Source organism: Kitasatospora sp. NPDC059648 (assembly GCF_042734825.1).
In the GTDB taxonomy this organism is placed as follows: Bacteria; Actinomycetota; Actinomycetes; order Streptomycetales; family Streptomycetaceae; genus Kitasatospora.
In genome coordinates this window covers 13,756-31,396 of record NZ_JBHWDU010000007.1, presented here as the reverse complement: position 1 = coordinate 31,396, position 17,641 = coordinate 13,756, and the positions used below count along the sequence as shown (strand labels likewise).

Here is a 17,641-nt window from a genome sequence, read left to right as displayed (position 1 = left end):
CCCCGCTGTCAGCCCCCGCCGCCCGCCCCGGTGGCAACCCCCGCCGCTCCATCCCCTTGCGCCCCGCCATTCCCCCTGCCCCCATCCGCCCCGCCCCGGTGGCAGTCCCCGCTGCTCCGTGCGAGTGTGGCGGACAGTAATGGGGACCTTCCGGTACGACCCGCATGACAAGGGATGAGCGATGGAACGACCTCGGATCCTGATCGTGGGCGGCGGCTTCGCGGGCCTGGAGTGCGCCCGCCGCCTCGAACGCAAGCTCTCGCCGTCGGAGGCCGAGATCACGCTGGTCACTCCGTTCAGCTACCAGCTCTACCTCCCCCTCCTCCCCCACGTCGCCGCCGGTGTCCTCACCCCGCAGTCCGTGGCCGTGTCCCTGCGCCGGAGCCTGCGCCGCACCCACATCGTCCCCGGCGGAGCCATCGGCGTGGACCCGACCTCCAGGGTGTGCGTGGTCCGCAAGGTCACCGACGAGGTGATCGCCCTGAAGTACGACGCCCTGGTGCTCGCCCCCGGCAGCGTCACCCGCACCTTCGACATCCCCGGTCTCACCGACTACGCCCGCGGCATGAAGACGCTCGCCGAGGCGGCCTACGTCCGCGACCACGTGATCGCCCAACTCGACCTCGCCTCGGCCACCCTGGACCAGCGCGAGCGCGAGTCCCGGCTGCAGTTCGTGGTGGTCGGCGGCGGCTACGCCGGCACCGAGACGGCCGCCTGCCTCCAGCGCCTCACCACCGCCGCCGCCCGCCGCTACCCGCGCCTGGACGCCCGCCAGATCAAGTGGCACCTGATCGACATCGCCCCCAAGCTGATGCCCGAGCTCGGAGAGGCACTGGGCACCGCCGCCCTGGAGGTGCTGCGGGAGCGCGGCATCGAGGTGTCGCTGGGCGTCTCGGTGGCCGAAGTCGGCGCCGAGACGGTCAAGTTCACCGACGGCCGGGTGCTGCCCTGCCGCACCCTGATCTGGACCGCCGGCGTGGCCGCGAGCCCGCTGATCGCGACCCTGGACGCGGAGACGGTCCGCGGCCGGCTCGCGGTGACGGCGGAGATGCGGGTGCCGCAGTTCGAGGGCGTGTTCGCACTCGGTGACGCGGCCGCCGTCCCGGACCTCGCCAAGGGCGACGGCGCGGTCTGCCCGCCCACCGCCCAGCACTCGGCCCGCCAGGGCCGCGCGGTGGCCGACAACGTGATCGCCTCGCTCCGCAACCAGCCCCTGGAGCCGTACTACCACAAGGACCTGGGCCTGGTGGTCGACCTCGGTGGCAAGGACGCGGTCTCCAAGCCGATCGGCGTCGAACTGCGCGGCGTCCCCGCCCAGTTGGTGGCCCGCGGCTACCACCTGATGGCGATGCGCACCAATGTGGCCAAGCTCCGGGTGGGTGCGAACTGGCTGATGAACGCGACCGCCGGCGACGACTTCGTCCGCATCGGCTTCCTCGCCCGCCAGCCCGCCCGGCTCCAGGACTTCGAGTACACCGACGCCTACCTGACCCGGGACCAGGTGCGCGCCCACGCCCAGTCCCTGCTGGCCAAGGGCTGACGGCGCACGGCGCTTCGGCGCCCCGCCCCGGTGGTTCCCCACCGCGGCGGGGCGCCTCGGCATGTGCACCCGTCAGCGCGCCGCCGCTAGGAGTCTGCGCCGGCTCTCCGCATTCGTCACCGACGGGTTCGGACCGAACCGCAGCCCCGAACCACCCGCCCCGTCCCGGACCACCCCGCTCACACCAGCCGGGAGCCTCCCCCGCCCGAGCCCAGGACCTCCGCCAGGTCCTCCGCCAGCCGCCGCGCCTCGGCGGCCTCCAGCCGCGCGGTGGTGAAACGCAGCCCGGGCGGCGACTGGATCCGGTACCGCGCCCCGGGTGCCGCCACCCAGCCGCGCTGCACCAGCGCCGCCAGCGCGGAGGTCTCGTCCGGCACCGGCACCCAGACGTTCAGCCCGCTCTCCCCGTGCGCCTCGATGCCGCGCGCCGCCAGCTCGCCCAACAGGGCGTCCCGGCGCGCCCGGTAGGCGGCGGCCACGCTCGCGGCGGGCGCCGCGTCGGCGCGCCACAGCTCGGCGACGGTGCGCTGCAGCAGGTGGCTGACCCAGCCCGCCCCCAGCCGCAGCCGTCCGGCCACCCGTCCGACGGTCTCCTCGTCGCCGACCATCACCGAGACCCGCAGGTCCGGCCCGTAGGCCTTGGCGGCCGAACGCACCACCGCCCAGTGCCGCGGCCCGGCGCCGACCAGCGGGTGGTACGGCTGGTCGACCATGCCGTGCCCGTGGTCGTCCTCGATCAGCAGCACGCCGGGGTGCCCGGCCAGGACGGCCCGCAGCGCCTCGGCCCGGCCGGCGGTGAGCGCCGCGCCGATAGGGTTCTGCGCCCTGCTGGTCACCACCACCGCGCGGGCGCCGTCGGACAGCGCCGCGGCCAGCGAGTCCGGCAGCAGGCCCTCGTCGTCCAGCCGGACCGGCTCGGGCCGCAGCCCCATCGCGGGCAGCAGGTCGAGCAGGCTGCCCCAGCCCGGGTCCTCGACCGCCACCGCGTCGCCTGGGCGCAGCCAGGCGCCGAGGGCGCGCTCGATGGTGTCCAGCGCGCCGGAGGCGACGGCGATCGGGCCGTACAGCCCGTCGGCCTCGAAGGAGGTGCGGGCGAGGTCGAGCAGGCCGGGGTCGATGCGCGGGTGCCCGTAGAGCACGGGCTCGGCACGCAGGGCCTCGGCGGCGGCCGCGAGGGCCGGGCCGAGGTCCGGCAGCAGGGCCGGGTCGGGGTTGCCGGTGGACAGGTCGCGGGCCAGGGCGGGGACGGGGATGCGGATCTGGTCCCGTGGGGTGAGCGCGGGCCTGGGGAGGATCCGGCTGCCCTTGCGGCCGGCCGTCTCGATCACGCCGCGATCACGCAGCAGCCGGTACGCGGCGGCCACGGTGTTGGGGTTGACGCCGAGTTCGGCGGCGAGGTCGCGCAGCGGGGGCAGCGCGGTTCCGGGTGCGAGCTGCCCGCTGCTCACGCCCTGTTCGATGTGGGCCGCGATTTCGCTGGCGCGTCGCCCTTTCAGCGGATAGTCTCCTAGCACAAATCAAATTATGCACTAGTACATAGAGGTTGTCATGTCGACCACGCCGACGAACAACGGCGGCACCAGCTACTCCCGGACGCCGCGCACCACCCCCACCCGCTACAAGGACCGCGCCACCTGGGAGAAGGAGGCGATCCACGCCATCCTCGACGAGGCCTACGTCTGCCACCTCGGCTTCGTCGCCGACGGCGCCCCCGTCGTCCTTCCGACGGTCTTCGCCCGGGTCGGCAGCCGGCTCTACGTCCACGGCTCCACCGGCAGCCGCCCGATGCGCGGCGCCTCCGACGAGCAGGGCATGCAGGTCTGCGTCACGGTCACCCACGTCGACGCCCTGGTGCTGACCAAGTCCGCCTTCAACCACTCGGTGAACTTCCGCTCGGTGGTCGCCCACGGCACCGCCTACCAGGTGACCGACCCCGAGGAGCTGGACGTCGCGCTGGCCGCCCTGGTCGACCAGGTCGTCCCCGGCCGCTCCGGCGAGATCCGCCCGGCCAACCCCAAGGAGCTCGCCGCCACCGCCGTGATCCGGCTGGAGCTGGACGAGGTCTCGGCCAAGTCCCGCTCGGACGGCGCCGAAGACGACCCGGACGACGCCGACCTGCCGCACTGGTCCGGCATCGTCCCGGTCACCACCGTGCACGGCACCCCCGAGCCGTACGACCGGAGCATCCCGCTCCCCGCGCACATGCGCCGCTTCCCCCGCTGAGGAAGGCCGACCTCATGCTGATCAGGTCCTGGGACCGCGGGGACGAGGACGAGTGGCGCGCCTGGCTGGCCGAGGGCCGCGACTTCGGCCTGCTCGCCGCCAACGGCGGCCCCGACGAGGGCCCGGTGCTCGTCCCGACGCACTTCCTGCTGGACGCGGCGCGCGGCGAGATCCTGCTCCACCTCGCCTCGCCCAACCCGCTGCTGGCCGCCGTCCGGGCCGACCCGAACGTCACCCTCGCGGTCACCGACGGCTACGCCTTCGCCCCCGGGCACTGGCGCGGTGAGCCCGGCACGCCCACCAGTTACTACGCCTCCGTCCACTTCCACTGCACCGCCGAGGTGGTCGATTCCGCCGAGGGCAAGGCGGAGATCCTCAACCGCCAGCTGGCGCACTTCCAGCCGGAGACCCCGGACCTCCGGGTGGTCCCCGGCGCGAACGAGTTCGGCCGGCTGCTGCCCGGCCTGCGGGGGCTGCGCCTGACGGTCCGCGAGGTGCGCGCCAAGTTCAAGTACGACGACAAGAAGCCGGCCGAGGCGCAGTACGCGATCGCCGACCGGCTCGCCGGGCGCGCCGGGGGTCCGTCCCCTCGACGCGACCAGGACGCCGCCGCCCGCACCCAGCTGCTGCGCCGTCACCAGCGGCGCAGCGCCGGGGCGGCGGGCGCCTCCCCCGCGGGCGGCGCCCGACGCACGCCCGGGCCGCGCGCCGCCGGCTGACGTCCTTTCACCCGATCGGGCCACCAGGGCGGGCAGGCCGGCCGCCGCGCTGCTCGAATGTGAGACGAGTCCTGCCCAGTCGTCAAGAACGGGCCCGTCCACCTCGGGGAGTCGCGTGTCCACGGTCAACAGTCAACGGGCGGCCGGTGAGGCCCACCTCGGGCACGTCATCTTCATCTCGGCGGCCGCCGCGATGGGCGGCTTCCTGTTCGGATACGACAGCGCCGTGATCAACGGCGCGGTGACCGGCATCCAGAAGCACTTCGCGGTGGGCAACGGCACCACCGCCTTCGTGGTGGCCATCGCGCTGCTGGGCTCGGCCGTCGGCGCGGTGGTCGCCGGCCGGCTCGCGGACCACTTGGGCCGGGTCCGCACGATGCTGCTGGCCGCCGTGCTGTTCGCGGCCAGCGGCATCGGCTCGATGTTCCCGCCGAACATCGAGGCGCTCGCCGCCTGGCGCGTGGTCGGCGGCATCGCGATCGGCATCGCCTCGGTGATCGCGCCAACGTACATCGCCGAGGTCGCCCCCACCGCCTACCGCGGCCGGCTCGCCTCCTTCCAGCAGATGGCGATCGTACTCGGCATCACCGTCTCCCAGCTCGCCAACTGGGCGCTCAACCAGGCCGCCGGCGGTGAGTCCACCGGCCACCTCGCCGGCATCCAGGCCTGGCAGTGGATGCTCGGCGTCGAGGCCATCCCGGCCCTGGTGTACGGCCTGATGGCGCTGGCCATCCCGGAGTCGCCGCGCTACCTGATCGCCGACCACCGCGAGGCGCAGGCCCGCAAGGTGCTGGTCGAGGTCGAGGGCGAGGACGTCGACCTGGACACCCGGGTGGCGGAGATCCGCGCGGTGCTGGCGTCCACCCACAAGCCCCGGCCCAAGGACCTGCTCGGCGGCCGCTTCGGCCTGCTGCCGATCGTCTGGGTCGGCATCGGCGCCTCGGTGTTCCAGCAGTTCGTCGGCATCAACGTGATCTTCTACTACTCCTCCTTCCTGTGGCAGTCGGTCGGCATCAACGAGTCCAACTCGCTGCTGATCAGCCTCTCCACCTCGATCATCAACGTGATCGGCACGGTGATCGCGATGGTCCTGGTGGACCGGATCGGCCGCAAGCCGCTGGCCCTGGCGGGCTCCGCCGGCATGGCGCTCGCGCTGGGCACCGCCGCCTGGGCGTTCTCCTACCGCACCGGCACCGGCGACACCGCCACCCTCGACAACACCCACGCCACCGCCGCCCTGATCGCCGCGCACGTGTTCGTGCTCTGCTTCGCCTTCTCCTGGGGCGTGGTGGTCTGGGTCCTGCTCGGCGAGATGTTCCCCAACCGGATCCGCGCGCTGGCGCTGTCGGTCGCCGCCTCGGCCCAGTGGATCGCCAACTGGGCCATCACCGTCAGCTTCCCGGACCTCGCCGACTGGAACCTCTCCGCCACGTACGTCATCTACGCGGCCTTCGCGCTGCTCTCCATCCCGTTCGTGGCCTTCTGCATCAGGGAGACCAAGGGCCGCGCCCTGGAGGAGATGGGCTGAGCGACCGCCCCCGCACACCCCCGCCGCACGCGGCCCGACCCACCGAGAGGAAGCCATGCCTGACCAGGGCGGCTCCCGGCAGAACGTCAGCTTCCCGAGCAACGGCCGCACCGCGCACGGGTACCTGGCCCGCCCTCCGCAGGGGGTCGGCCCCGGCCTGGTGGTGGTGCAGGAGTGGTGGGGGCTCACCTCGCACATCGCGGACACGGCCGACCGCTTCGCCGCCGAGGGGTTCACCGTCCTCGCGCCCGACCTGTTCGGCGGCGCCACGACCCACGACCGCACCGAGGCCGCCCGGCTCAAACGCGAACTCCCGGTCGAGCAGGCCGTCGAGGACCTCTCCGGCGCGGTCGACTTCCTGCTCTCGCTGGACGGCGTGGTCGGCGACGCGGTCGGCGCGGTCGGCTTCTGCATGGGCGGCGGCTTCGCCCTGGTGCTCGCCGCCCGGGCCGGCGACCGGGTCGCCGCCGTGGTCCCGTTCTACGGCCTCCCGCCCGATCCGGACTTCGACTACCGCGGTCTGACCGCCCACGTCCTCGGCCACTTCGGCGAACTCGACCGCTCCAACCCGATGGCCGCCGTGGACGAGGCCGCGATCCGTATCGGCGAGGCCACCGACGTCCGCCCGGAGATCCACTTCTACCCGGCCGGGCACGCCTTCATGAACGACGAGAACCTGCTCGGCACCTACGACCCGCTCCAGTCCCGGATCGCCTGGCAGCGCACCCTCACCTTCCTCCGGGGCCACCTGGGCTGACGCCCCGCCCGCCCGGAACCGGGCCCGAAATCCAGATGACACCCCTACGGACTCCCGCGATAGTCACTGGGTGCCGACCCCACAGCCCCGCCGTCTCGCCTGGGCGAGCCGCAACTTCCGCATCCAGACCGCCGCCACCGTGGTCAGCGGCCTCGGCAACGCCGGCGCCCCCATCGCCACCGCCTTCGCCGTGCTCGGCAACGGCGGCACCACCGCCGAGGTCGGCTACGTCACCGCCGCCCGGCTGCTGCCCACCGTCCTGCTCCTGGTGGTCGGCGGCACCCTCGCCGACCGGCTGCCGCGCCACCGCATCATGGTCGCCGCGAACCTGTTCAGCGCCGCCGCCCAGGCCGTCCTGGCCGTCCTGGTCCTGGCCGGGAACGTCCGGCTGTGGCAGCTGCTGGTGCTCTCCGCCGCGGGCGGCGCCGGGTACGCCCTCTACGCCCCGGCCGCCGGCGGCATGATCATGCAGGCCGTCCCCCAGGAGCACGCCAACCGGGCCTTCTCGGTCTTCCGGATGGGCCAGAACGCCTCCCAGATCGGCGGCGCCGCCCTCGGCGGCGGGCTCACCGCCGCCTTCGGCCCCGGCTGGGTGCTCGCCCTGGACGCCCTGTGCTTCCTGGTCGCCGCCGCCCTGCGCTTCTTCCTGGAGCCCGAGACCGCCCCCGCCCCCTCCGGCGGCAGCATGCTGCGCGACCTGCGCGAGGGCTGGCGGGAGTTCTCCTCCCGCCGCTGGCTCTGGGTGGTCGTGGCGCAGTTCGCCGTCCTGGTCGCCTGCATCAACGCGGTCGAGTCGGTGTACGGGCCCGCCGTGGCCGACCAGCGGCTCGGCGGCGCGGGCGCCTGGGGCCTGGCGATGTCCGCCTACGGGGTCGGGCTGGTGGTCACCGGTCTGCTGATGGCGCGCTGGCGCCCCCGCCGGATCCTGCTGGTCGGCAACTGGGGGGTGTTCCTGTTCGGTGTCCCCGCCCTGGCCCTGGCCCTCGAAGCCCCGCTGCCGCTGCTGATCACCGCGATGTTCCTCTCCGGGGTCGGTGTCACCGTCTTCGCCGTCAACTGGATGGTCGCGCTCCAGCAGGAGGTACCGGAGGAGATGTTCTCCCGGGTCACCGCCTATGACGAGCTCGGCTCCTACTCGCTGGCCCCGGTCGGCACCGCGCTGGCCGGTCCGGCGGCGGTCGCGCTCGGCCTGTCCGGCGCGCTCTGGGCCTGCGCCGTGCTGTGCCTGCTGCTCAGCGCCGTCGTGCTGGTCGACCCTCAGGTCCGCCGGCTCACCCGTCGCGACCCGCGGCGAAGCACCCCGGACGCACCGGTGCCCGCCGTCGAGACCGCGCCCGCGCCGTGAGCGCCCTGTGCGCCCCGCGTGCGCCCGTCGTCGAGCAACCACCGGTGCGCATGGTTCGTCCGAACAGACAGGAAACACTGTCCACCTGGGGGCCCACCGGTGCCGAAGCCACTGCTGTTCCTGGACGTCGACGGGGTGCTCAACCCCGTCTGTCCTCATCCGGACGCCGGGTTCGACTCCCACACCCTGCTCGGCTACGCCGTCCTGCTCGCCGCCAAGCACGGCGCATGGCTGCGCGAACTCGCCGGGACGTACGAACTGGTCTGGGCCACCACCTGGGAGGAGCACGCCAACACCCACATCGCCCCGGCGATGGGCCTGGACCCGCTCCCCTTCGTCCGCTTCAGCGGGTACGTGCCCCAGCCGGGCGACCCGCGCGTCCCGCTGATGGAGCTGTTCTCCGCCGCCAAGTGGGCCCCGCTGCTGCGCTACGCCCAGGGCCGGCCCTTCGCCTGGGTGGACGACGTCATCCCTTCCCGGCTGGTCCGCCGCTCCCTCTGGCGCCGGGACCGGCTGCTGCTGCCGATCGACCCCGGCCAGGGCCTGGAACGCCGGCACGTCGAGCGCCTGCTGGCCCGCCCGCCGCGCGGCCACGCGCCGCCGAGGGCGCAGGTCAGGGGGTCGGCAGCCAGCTGACGTGCCCGGCCAGCAGCGCGTACCCGACGAAGGCCACCGTGTCGATCAGCGCGTGTGCCGCCACCAGCGGCATCACCCGGCCCCAGCGCCGGTACAGCAGGCAGAACACCGCCCCCATCACCATGTTGCCGACCAGCCCGCCGACCCCCTGGTACAGGTGGTACGAGCCGCGCAGCACCGAGCTGGCCGCCACGGCGGCCGGCCAGGACCACCCCTGCTGCCCCAGCCGGCGCAGCAGGTAGCCGAGGACGACGACCTCCTCCAGGATGGCGTTCTGGCAGGCCGACAGCACCAGCACCGGCACCCGCCACCACACGTCCGGCAGCCCCGAGGGCGCCACCGTCAGGTTGTACCCCGCCGCCTGCGAGGCCAGGTACAGCGCCAGCCCGGAGCCGCCGATCGCCGCCGCGACGCCCGCACCCCGGCCGAGGTCGCGCAGCTTCTCCCCCAGGTCGAAGCCCAGCACCCGCAGCGCGGCGCCCTCGCGCACCAGCAGGTAGCCGACCAGCACCACCGGCATCAGCCCGCGCCCGATGTAGTACAGCTGCCACACCAGGTCCAGCCAGGGGCGCCCGGGCGCCCGCGAGCCGTTCAGCGTGGCGACCTGCTGGCCGAGCTGGAGCGGTTCGGTGAGCGAGCCCGCGAAGCTGATCAGCGCGCTGATCCCGCTGGCCCCGAGGGACAGGCCGAGGACGATCAGCAGTTCCGCGCCGAGCAGCCGTCGGGTGGGTTCCGCGGTCTCCGGCACGGTCGGGCTGGTTGTCACGGGTGCTCCATCGAACGGACGATCGCTCCGGCGGTCGGCCGACGACCGGAGCGATCATCCTGACACAGCGGGCGGAGCCGTCAGCCGACCGGCCAGGTGTGCACCGGCTCACCGCCGCGCATGTGCTCGGCGTAGCGCCTGGTCATCGCGGCGAGCGCGGCCGGGCGGTCCATGCCGTACTGCTCGCGCAGCCGGTGGAAGGTCGCGCTCTGCCAGGCGGCGCCGTTGGTGCGGCGCAGGCAGCGCTGCTCGATGATCCCCAGGTAGCGGTCCCGGTCGGCGGGCTCCACGCCCCACTCGTCCAGCCCCTGGTGGGCCATCGGCAGCAGCTCGTCGAGGACCAGGTCGACCGCCGACACCGTCTGCAGCCCGCCGCCGCGGCCCGCGCGGCCTGGGCGCGGCCACTGGAACACCGCGTCGATGCCGTACCGGGCGCCCTGCCGGAAGTTCTCGTCCGCCCGCTCGAACGGCAGCCGGGTCCAGACCGGCCGGGGCTGCTCGGCTAGTACCCGCACCAGCCCGTAGTAGAAGGCGGCGTTGGCCAGGGTGTCGGCCACCGTCGGACCGGCCGGCAGCGCCCGGTTCTCCACCCGCAGGTGCGCGACCCCGCCGGCGACGTCGTACACCGGCCGGTTCCAGCGGTAGATGGTGCCGTTGTGCAGCCGCATCTCGGCGAGCCTGGGCGCGCCGCCGGAGGCCAGCACCTTGAGCGGGTCCTCGTCGTCGCAGATCGGCAGCAGCGCGGGGAAGTAGCGCAGGTTCTCCTCGAACAGGTCGTACGCCGAGTCCACCCAGCGCTCCCCGAACCAGGTGATCGGGCGCACGCCCTGGGCCTTGAGCTCCGCCGAACGGGTGTCACAGGCCTGCTGGAACAGCACCGGGCGGGTCTCCCGCCACAGCTCCCGCCCGAACAGGAACGGGGAGTTCGCGCCGAGCGCCAGCTGCGGACCGCAGATCGCCTGGGCGGCGTTCCACACCGAGGAGAACCGCTCAGGCGTCACCTGGAGGTGCAGCTGCAGCGAGGTCGCGGCGGCCTCGGCCACCATGGTGACGGACTCCAGCTGGAGGTGTTCGACGCCCTCGATGTCCAGGGCGATGTCCTCCCCCCGGGCGGCCAGGATCTGGTCGCTGAGCAGGCTGTAGCGCTGGTTGTGGCTCATCGCGTCGAGCCCGGTGTGGTCGTTCTCCAGGGTCGGCAGGATGCCCACCATGACGATCCGGGCGCCGGCCTCGGCCGCCTGCCGGTCGGCGTAGCGCAGCCCGGTGTCGATCTCCTCGCGCAGTTCCTCGAACACGTGCCCGCACAGCCGGTGCGGCACGATGTTGACCTCGATGTTGAACCGGCCCAGCTCGGTCTGGAAGTCGCTGGAGCCGATCGCGCTCAGCACCTGGGCGTTGCGCATCACCGGCAGGCCCTGCTCGTCGGCCAGGTTGAGCTCGATCTCCAGGCCCATCACCGCCCGCGGGCGGTCGAAGCGGTCCTCGCGCAGCATCCGCCCGAGCGCGTCCAGACAGGCCTGGAGCTTGAGCCGGTACTGCTGCCGGTCCGCCAGGTCCGCCCGAGTCGCCACGACCTTCTCGCCCACGGTCCCCTCCTCCTGAGACACCCGGCCGGTCGACCGTGCCAGCATCATGCCCACCTCGAAGATCGATACCCGAATGCTTGTACTGGCTTGCAATGCAAGGCATCTGACGGAAATTCAGGCCATCTGTAGACTTGCCCGGCGCCACGGCCTGTGATAAACAGATCACCCTGCGCATTTGTTCGATGAGTTCGCTGAGTTCGCACTGCGCTCCGGCCGGTCCGTTCCCCGCCCCGAGGCCCTCGTCGTGGGCGGCGGCCGCGCCGGCGCCGCGATCCTGCACAACCGGACAAGGCCGGCCCCCGTCAGCGAAGACGCACCGCGCCGCGCCGGTATGCCGCACTCGCACGCCGATCTCGCTTGGAGAGGCGGACCCCGCCATGACCCTGCAGACCCCCCAGCCCCCTCCGAGTGCCCTGCGCGCGGTCCTGGGCGCACTCGACTCGGAGACCGCGCTGCGCCAGCCCGCCGCCGCAGCGCTCCGCCATCCGACCGGTCCACTGCTCCCCGCGCACCCGCTCGCGGTGCACGTCCTGGACGGCCCCCATCCGGAACTGCCCGCCGCCCGCCGGACCGGCTGGCGCTTCCTGATCAAGGACGGTCCCGAAGTGGCCGCCGCCGCCGAGGTGGTGCAGAGCGCGGAGGGACACACCTTCTCCCACTTCACCGCCGGCCCGTACCTCTCCTCCACCGTCCGGGCGCTGCGCGAGGCCTGGCAGCTCGCCCAGGGTTCCCGCTCCCGCCGCCAACCCCGGCTGCTCACCTTCCCGGGCCAGTACGCCACGGCGCTCTGGCTGCACAGCCCCGACGCCGGCCCGTCCGCCGACCTGTTGATCCCGCTGGCCCCGGCCCCGCTCGGCGTCACCGCGCACCGCGCCTACCCGGCCGCCGAGCTGCTCCCGCTGCTCGTCCGCGCCCCGCTCGCCGGACCGCCGCCGCTGCTGCTCGGCTCCTCCTGACCCGGCCGGGAGCCGAAGCACCACACCGCCGCCGGGCCACCTCGCCCGGCGGCCCTTCGCCGTGCGCTCCGACGCCCGGGGACGGCCACACCCGAACGGCTACCACCCGGTCGGGCTGCCCGCCATGGCCCTACCGGGCCATGCGCCGGCTGACCCAGCGGCGCGTCCCTTCCCCGGGACGCCACCTGAACGGGTGATCTCTGCCCGGGAGTTGTGGCGCATGTCACGAAATCCCTGCGCGCACGTCCTCGGATGCCGACACTGGGAACCAGCGTGGAAGGACCACCTGTCCTACCCACTTGAGCGCCGGTCCACACCTGGTCGGCGCGCGGACAGGATCCGACCACCGCGGCGGCTCCGGACGGCTCGACCTCCGGTGACCGCACCACGGGGAGGATCGCAGAGCGAAGCGAGGGTACGCGTATGTGCCAGCACCGTCCTGAATGCCCGACGGCCGAGTCCGAGGACCGCGAAGCGGCCGTGCCGGTGGCCTGCCACCCGGAGCAGGGCTGGAGCCTGCTCTGCAACGGCGTCGTCCTGTTCGAGGACACCGGAGAGCTGCTGCCGGACGGCCGGGTGATCGCCCCGCGCCGCCCCGTCGCCCACGCGGCCTGAGCCCACGCGGCCCGACCCCGTACGGCCGGAACCGTACGGCCCGGGACCGCCCGGCGGGGCAGCCGCCGATTCGACCGCACGCGGCTCCGCGCAGGGGGCGACGCAAAAGGGCAGGGCCCCAGCGGAAACGTTCCGCCGGAGCCCTGCCCCGTGTCCGTCCGACCGGGATCAGACGCCGTACTCGTCCAGCGGCGGGCACGAGCAGACCAGGTTGCGGTCGCCGTACGCGCCGTCGATCCGGCTCACCGGCGGCCAGTACTTGTCCGCCGGGTTGACGCCCGCCGGGAAGACCGCCTCCTGCCGCGAGTAGCCGTGCGCCCAGTCGCCGGCCAGGGCGGCGGCGGTGTGCGGGGCGTTGCGCAGCGGGTTGTCGTCGGCGGCCCACTCGCCCGAGCCGACCTTGTCGATCTCGCCGCGGATCTCGATCATCGCGTCGCAGAACCGGTCGATCTCGTGCAGGTCCTCGGACTCGGTCGGCTCGATCATCAGCGTGCCGGCCACCGGGAAGGACATCGTCGGCGCGTGGAAGCCGTAGTCGATCAGGCGCTTGGCGATGTCGTCCACCGTCACGCCCGTCTCCTTGGTCAGCGGGCGCAGGTCGATGATGCACTCGTGCGCGACCAGCCCGCCCGGGCCGGTGTAGAGCACCGGGAAGTGCGGGGCCAGGCGCTTGGCGATGTAGTTGGCGTTCAGCACCGCGACCTGGGTCGCGCGCTTGAGGCCCTCGCCGCCCATCAGCCGGACGTACGCCCAGGAGATCGGCAGGATCGCCGCCGAGCCCCACGGCGCGGCCGAGATCGGGCCGACACCGGTGGCCGGGCCGGCCTCCTCCTGCAGCGGGTGGTTCGGCAGGTACGGCGCCAGGTGGGCGCGCACCGCGACCGGGCCGACGCCCGGGCCGCCGCCGCCGTGCGGGATGCAGAAGGTCTTGTGCAGGTTCAGGTGCGAGACGTCCGCGCCGAACTTGCCCGGCTTGGCCAGACCGACCAGGGCGTTCAGGTTGGCGCCGTCCACGTAGACCTGGCCGCCGGCCTCGTGCACCAGGGCACAGATGTCGGTGATCTGGGTCTCGTACACACCGTGGGTCGACGGGTAGGTGACCATCAGCACCGAGAGGTTGTCGCGGTGCTGCTCGATCTTGGCCTTCAGGTCCTCGACGTCCACGTCGCCGTCGACCAGGGTCTTCACCACGACCACGCGCATGCCGGCCATCACCGCGGAGGCGGCGTTGGTGCCGTGCGCCGAGGACGGGATCAGGCAGACGTCGCGCTGGGCGTCGCCGTTGGCGTGGTGGTAGGCGCGGACGGCCAGCAGGCCGGCCAGCTCGCCCTGGGAACCCGCGTTCGGCTGGATCGAGACGGCGTCGTAGCCGGTGACCTCGACCAGCTGCTGCTCCAGGTGGCGGATCAGGGTCAGGAAGCCCGCGGCCTGGTCGACCGGCGCGAAGGGGTGCAGCTGGCCGAACTCCGGCCAGGTCACCGCCTCCATCTCGGTGGTGGCGTTGAGCTTCATGGTGCACGAGCCCAGCGGGATCATGCCGCGGTCCAGCGCGTAGTCCCGGTCCGACAGGCGGCGCAGGTAGCGCAGCATGGCGGTCTCCGAGCGGTGGCTGTGGAAGACCGGGTGGGTCAGGTATTCGTCCTCGCGCAGCAGCGCGGCCGGCAGCGTCTCGGCGGCCTCGGCCACCTCGACGGCGGGGACGCCGAAGGCGGCCCAGACACCGGCCAGGTGCTCGCGGGTGGTGGTCTCGTCGGTGGAGACCGAGATCCGGTCCTCGCCGTCCTGGTACACGTTGATGCCGTTGGCACGGGCGGCGGCGGCGATCTCGGCGGCGCGGCCCGGGACGACGGCGGTGACGGTGTCGAAGAACTCGCCGTGCAGCAGCTCGACGCCGCCGGCCCGCAGGCCCTCGGCGAGGGCGGCGGCGTAGCGGTGGGTGCGGCGGGCGATGTCGGCCAGGCCGTCCGGACCGTGGTAGACGGCGTACATCGACGCCATCACGGCGAGCAGCACCTGGGCGGTGCAGATGTTGCTGGTGGCCTTCTCTCGACGGATGTGCTGCTCGCGGGTCTGCAGCGCCAGGCGGTAGGCGCGGTTGCCGTCGGCGTCGACGGAGACGCCGACCAGGCGGCCGGGCAGCGAGCGGGCGAACTCGGCGCGCACCGACAGGTAGCCGGCGTGCGGGCCGCCGAAGCCCATCGGCACCCCGAAGCGCTGCGAGGTGCCGCAGGCGATGTCGGCGCCCAGCGAGCCCGGGGACTTGAGCAGGGTGAGCGCCAGCAGGTCGGCGGCGACGGCGACGATCGCGCCCAGGCCGTGCGCCTGCTCGATCACCGGGGCGAGGTCGCGGACCACACCGGTGGCGCCCGGGTACTGCAGCAGCACGCCGAAGACGCCGCGCCCGGCGATCTCGGCCGGGATGCCCTCGGACAGGTCGGCGACGACGACCTCGACACCGGTCGGCACGGCGCGGGTGTTGATCACCGCGATGGTCTGCGGCAGGGTCTCGGCGTCGACCAGGAAGACGCCGCCCTTGACCTTGGTGACGCGGCGGGCCAGCGCCATGGCCTCGGCGGCCGCGGTGCCCTCGTCCAGCAGCGAGGAGCCGGAGGTGGGCAGACCGGTCAGGTCGGAGACCAGGGTCTGGAAGTTGAGCAGTGCCTCCAGGCGACCCTGCGAGATCTCCGGCTGGTACGGGGTGTAGGCGGTGTACCAGGCCGGGTTCTCCATGACGTTGCGCAGGATCACCGGCGGGGTGAAGGTGCCGTAGTAGCCCAGGCCGATCATCGGCTGGAGGACCTGGTTGCGGCTCGCCAGCTCGCGCAGCTCGGCGAGGACCTGGGCCTCGCTGCGGCCGGCGGGCAGGTCCAGGGCGGTGATGGAGCGGATGGCCTCGGGAACGGCCGTGGCGGCGAGCTCGTCCAGCGAGCCGTAGCCGACGGACGCCAGCATCTTCTCCTGGGCGGCGGCATCGGGGCCGATGTGGCGGTTCTCGAAGGGGCTGGCCAGCTCAAGCTCGGTGAGGGTCGAGGCGCCGGTGGGGCGTCCCGCGTTCGGCTGGGCGTTCATGGTGGTCGAGGCCTCCTGGTCACGGACCGGCGGGGGTGCGCACGCCGGCCGGCCAACGCCGCTGCGGACAGCGGACCGGCCTGGGCGGACGGACCCGAAAGGCCTCCCCCTCTGTCATCGGGACCTGAGAGCTTCGCCCGCACGTCGCGCTGTGGCGCTCCGTCGGCTTGCACCGTCGGTGAGGGTGGTGACGCCGGCTCCCGCGCCGGCGGTCCTGCCCTGCTTTCCAGAGTGACCTATCCCGCACGGTACGGATGCCTGAGAGATTCCGGGGAGGAGTTGCTCCTTCGGCGCCTCGACCAGCGGTTTTCGCTGTCGGGGACTCTCCCGAGCGGGCTCGGCGGTCGCCGCCCAGGGTACCAGCGGGAAGCCTTCCGATCACGGGTGCGTCGGGTCACTTCGGGTCTACGCGCGTCCCCCGGACGGCCCAGCGCCGACCCGTCCGGCCGCACCCCGGTCGCGGGGGTCCGATTCATGGCTTTTCGTGTGAAGTGGCGGACGGGACGGGTGCCCCGGCCGCCGATCTGCGGGAGTTCCGCAGGCGCAGCGCACTGGAGGAAAGCGTGCAGACCGACATCGACCCCCGCGACCTCATCGGCCACAAGGCGGTCGACCGCAACGGAGACAAGATCGGCACGATCGACGAGGTGTACCTGGACGACGCCACCGGGCAGCCCGAGTGGGCGGCCGTCCGCACCGGCATCTTCGGCCGGGACGCCTTCGTCCCGCTCACCACGAGCGAGTTCTCCGGCGACGAGCTCCTGGTGCCGTACGACAAGTCGCTGGTCAAAGACTCGCCGGACTTCGGCGTCGGCCAGCACCTGTCGCCCGCCCAGGAGCTCCAGCTCTACCGCTACTACGGCCTCGACACCCCGATGGACGGCCGCCCGACCGCCGACGAGCCCGACAGCGCCGCCCGGCCCGACCTCGATTTCGGCACCACCTCGGCCGCCCGGCCCGACCTCGGCTTCGGCACCACCTCGGCCGCCCGGCCCGGCCTCGGCTTCGGCACCACCTCGGCCGCCCGGCCCGACCTCGGCTTCGGCACCACCTCGGCCGCCCCGGCCGCCGAACCGCGCGCCTACCGCTCTCCCGACCCCGACACCACGATGACCGCCACGACCACCGCCACCAGCACCGCCTCGGAGGCTCACGTGCGATCCCCCAGCACCCCCGGGTCGGCCCCCGCCCACGCCGTCGAGCCGGAGCCGCACCCCGCCCCGGCCGCGGCCCCCCAGGTCGCGGCCGCCCCCGGCCGGGGCGACCCCTCCGCCCCGGCCCACAGCGCCCCCGGCCGGGGCGACCCCTCCGCCCCGGCCCACAGCGCCCCCGTCGCGGCCGACACCTCCGCCCCGGCCCACAGCGCCCCCGTGGAGATCACCTGCCGCGAGGAGCGGCTGGACATCACCACCGAGTGGCACGTCCTGGGCACTGCGAAGCTGCGCAAGTACGTGACCAGCGAGCGGGTCGAGCGCCGCGTCCCGGTGGTCCGCGAGCGGGTCCGGGTGGAGCGGATGCCGGTCAGCGAGGCCGAGCGCGCCTCGCTCACCGAGAGGGAGGTCGCCGAGGCGGTGGAAGAGGTCACCCTCCGTGAGGAACGGCCGGTGGTCCGCAAGTACCTCGCCCCGATCGAGCGGGTCCGCCTGGTGGTCGAGCGCTACACCGAGGAGGAGGTGATCCGGGATGAGCTCCGCCGCGAGAACGTCGAAATCCACGACACCACCGCCGCGGCCGTCGCCGCACCGACCCCGACGAACGGCTCGACGCCCCCGGCCTCCGACGGCACCCGCCCCGCCGCCCTGCGTCCCCTGGTCTGATCGCACCGCCCCGACCAGCACTGCCGATGGGCCCCGGACCCCGGTCCGGGGCCCTCGCGCACCCACGACCGGGCCGCTCCACCG

14 protein-coding genes, 1 pseudogene and 1 riboswitch are annotated in these 17,641 nt (G+C 73.5%); of the genes and pseudogenes, 11 read left to right on the top strand and 4 right to left on the bottom strand.

Annotated elements, in window-relative coordinates:
• Positions 1–181: 181 nt before the first annotated feature.
• Positions 182–1,540: an NAD(P)/FAD-dependent oxidoreductase gene (locus ACFV1W_RS06725; RefSeq protein ID WP_380413750.1), complete on the top strand. Its 1,359-nt coding sequence runs from the start codon at positions 182–184 to the stop codon at positions 1,538–1,540.
• Positions 1,541–1,719: 179 nt separating this feature from the next.
• On the opposite strand, the gene ACFV1W_RS06720 is transcribed toward ACFV1W_RS06725, so the two are convergent.
• A complete protein-coding gene (locus ACFV1W_RS06720) occupies positions 1,720–3,054 on the bottom strand; it encodes an aminotransferase class I/II-fold pyridoxal phosphate-dependent enzyme (protein ID WP_380413748.1) in 1,335 nt (444 codons plus the stop codon).
• 34 nt (positions 3,055–3,088) lie between these two features.
• On the opposite strand from ACFV1W_RS06720, the gene ACFV1W_RS06715 reads away from it, so the two are divergent.
• The 6 genes from ACFV1W_RS06715 (at position 3,089) to ACFV1W_RS06690 (ending at position 8,748) form a co-directional block, all read left to right on the top strand.
• Positions 3,089–3,763 carry a pyridoxamine 5'-phosphate oxidase family protein gene (locus ACFV1W_RS06715; protein ID WP_380413746.1) on the top strand — a complete coding sequence of 225 codons (675 nt, stop codon included), beginning with the start codon at positions 3,089–3,091 and terminating at the stop codon, positions 3,761–3,763.
• Positions 3,764–3,777: 14 nt separating this feature from the next.
• Positions 3,778–4,482, top strand: a complete 705-nt coding sequence (locus ACFV1W_RS06710; protein WP_380413744.1) for an FMN-binding negative transcriptional regulator — start codon at positions 3,778–3,780, stop codon at positions 4,480–4,482.
• Between the two features lie 115 nt (positions 4,483–4,597).
• The gene (locus tag ACFV1W_RS06705; RefSeq protein ID WP_380413742.1) at positions 4,598–6,010 is read left to right on the top strand and encodes a sugar porter family MFS transporter; all 1,413 of its coding nucleotides are present in this window, start codon (positions 4,598–4,600) and stop codon (positions 6,008–6,010) included.
• A gap of 55 nt (positions 6,011–6,065) precedes the next feature.
• Positions 6,066–6,767: a dienelactone hydrolase family protein gene (locus ACFV1W_RS06700; protein WP_380413740.1), complete on the top strand. Its 702-nt coding sequence runs from the start codon at positions 6,066–6,068 to the stop codon at positions 6,765–6,767.
• Positions 6,768–6,837: 70 nt separating this feature from the next.
• The gene (locus tag ACFV1W_RS06695) at positions 6,838–8,112 is read left to right on the top strand and encodes an MFS transporter (protein ID WP_380413738.1); all 1,275 of its coding nucleotides are present in this window, start codon (positions 6,838–6,840) and stop codon (positions 8,110–8,112) included.
• A gap of 99 nt (positions 8,113–8,211) precedes the next feature.
• The gene (locus ACFV1W_RS06690; protein WP_380413736.1) at positions 8,212–8,748 is read left to right on the top strand and encodes an HAD domain-containing protein; all 537 of its coding nucleotides are present in this window, start codon (positions 8,212–8,214) and stop codon (positions 8,746–8,748) included.
• On the opposite strand, the gene ACFV1W_RS06685 is transcribed toward ACFV1W_RS06690, so the two are convergent.
• On the bottom strand, positions 8,726–9,514 hold the full coding sequence (locus tag ACFV1W_RS06685) for a CPBP family intramembrane glutamic endopeptidase (RefSeq protein WP_380413735.1): 789 nt from the start codon (positions 9,512–9,514) through the stop codon (positions 8,726–8,728). The genes ACFV1W_RS06690 and ACFV1W_RS06685 overlap by 23 nt on opposite strands.
• 80 nt (positions 9,515–9,594) lie before the next feature.
• Positions 9,595–11,100 carry a glutamate--cysteine ligase gene (locus tag ACFV1W_RS06680; protein WP_380413734.1) on the bottom strand — a complete coding sequence of 502 codons (1,506 nt, stop codon included), beginning with the start codon at positions 11,098–11,100 and terminating at the stop codon, positions 9,595–9,597.
• Positions 11,101–11,477: 377 nt separating this feature from the next.
• On the opposite strand from ACFV1W_RS06680, the gene ACFV1W_RS06675 reads away from it, so the two are divergent.
• Positions 11,478–12,056, top strand: a complete 579-nt coding sequence (locus tag ACFV1W_RS06675) for a hypothetical protein (RefSeq protein ID WP_380413732.1) — start codon at positions 11,478–11,480, stop codon at positions 12,054–12,056.
• Between the two features lie 423 nt (positions 12,057–12,479).
• Entirely contained in the window at positions 12,480–12,671 is a 192-nt protein-coding gene (locus ACFV1W_RS06670) for a DUF5999 family protein (RefSeq protein ID WP_030288352.1), read from the top strand.
• Between the two features lie 168 nt (positions 12,672–12,839).
• On the opposite strand, the gene gcvP is transcribed toward ACFV1W_RS06670, so the two are convergent.
• Positions 12,840–15,740 (bottom strand): aminomethyl-transferring glycine dehydrogenase, encoded by a 2,901-nt coding sequence (gene gcvP / locus ACFV1W_RS06665; RefSeq protein ID WP_380413731.1) that lies wholly within the window; start codon positions 15,738–15,740, stop codon positions 12,840–12,842.
• 236 nt (positions 15,741–15,976) lie between these two features.
• Positions 15,977–16,080: riboswitch (glycine riboswitch) on the bottom strand.
• A gap of 223 nt (positions 16,081–16,303) precedes the next feature.
• Here gcvP and ACFV1W_RS06660 point away from each other — a divergent pair.
• Positions 16,304–16,678 (top strand): annotated as a pseudogene (locus tag ACFV1W_RS06660) (PRC-barrel domain-containing protein); the annotation flags it as partial.
• Between the two features lie 171 nt (positions 16,679–16,849).
• Positions 16,850–17,557, top strand: coding sequence for a YsnF/AvaK domain-containing protein (locus ACFV1W_RS06655; protein ID WP_380413964.1), 708 nt, complete (start codon positions 16,850–16,852; stop codon positions 17,555–17,557).
• The last annotated feature ends 84 nt before the right edge of the window (positions 17,558–17,641 follow it).

What these genes read in the sequence shown, in the direction of transcription:
- ACFV1W_RS06725 (WP_380413750.1), top strand. Translation starts at nt 182, where the DNA reads ATGGAACGACCTCGGATCCTGATCGTGGGCGGCGGCTTCGCGGGCCTG.
- ACFV1W_RS06715 (WP_380413746.1), top strand. Translation starts at nt 3,089, where the DNA reads ATGTCGACCACGCCGACGAACAACGGCGGCACCAGCTACTCCCGGACG.
- ACFV1W_RS06710 (WP_380413744.1), top strand. Translation starts at nt 3,778, where the DNA reads ATGCTGATCAGGTCCTGGGACCGCGGGGACGAGGACGAGTGGCGCGCC.
- ACFV1W_RS06700 (WP_380413740.1), top strand. Translation starts at nt 6,066, where the DNA reads ATGCCTGACCAGGGCGGCTCCCGGCAGAACGTCAGCTTCCCGAGCAAC.
- ACFV1W_RS06675 (WP_380413732.1), top strand. Translation starts at nt 11,478, where the DNA reads ATGACCCTGCAGACCCCCCAGCCCCCTCCGAGTGCCCTGCGCGCGGTC.
- ACFV1W_RS06670 (WP_030288352.1), top strand. Translation starts at nt 12,480, where the DNA reads ATGTGCCAGCACCGTCCTGAATGCCCGACGGCCGAGTCCGAGGACCGC.
- gcvP (WP_380413731.1), bottom strand. Translation starts at nt 15,740, where the DNA reads ATGAACGCCCAGCCGAACGCGGGACGCCCCACCGGCGCCTCGACCCTC.
- ACFV1W_RS06655 (WP_380413964.1), top strand. Translation starts at nt 16,850, where the DNA reads ATGACCGCCACGACCACCGCCACCAGCACCGCCTCGGAGGCTCACGTG.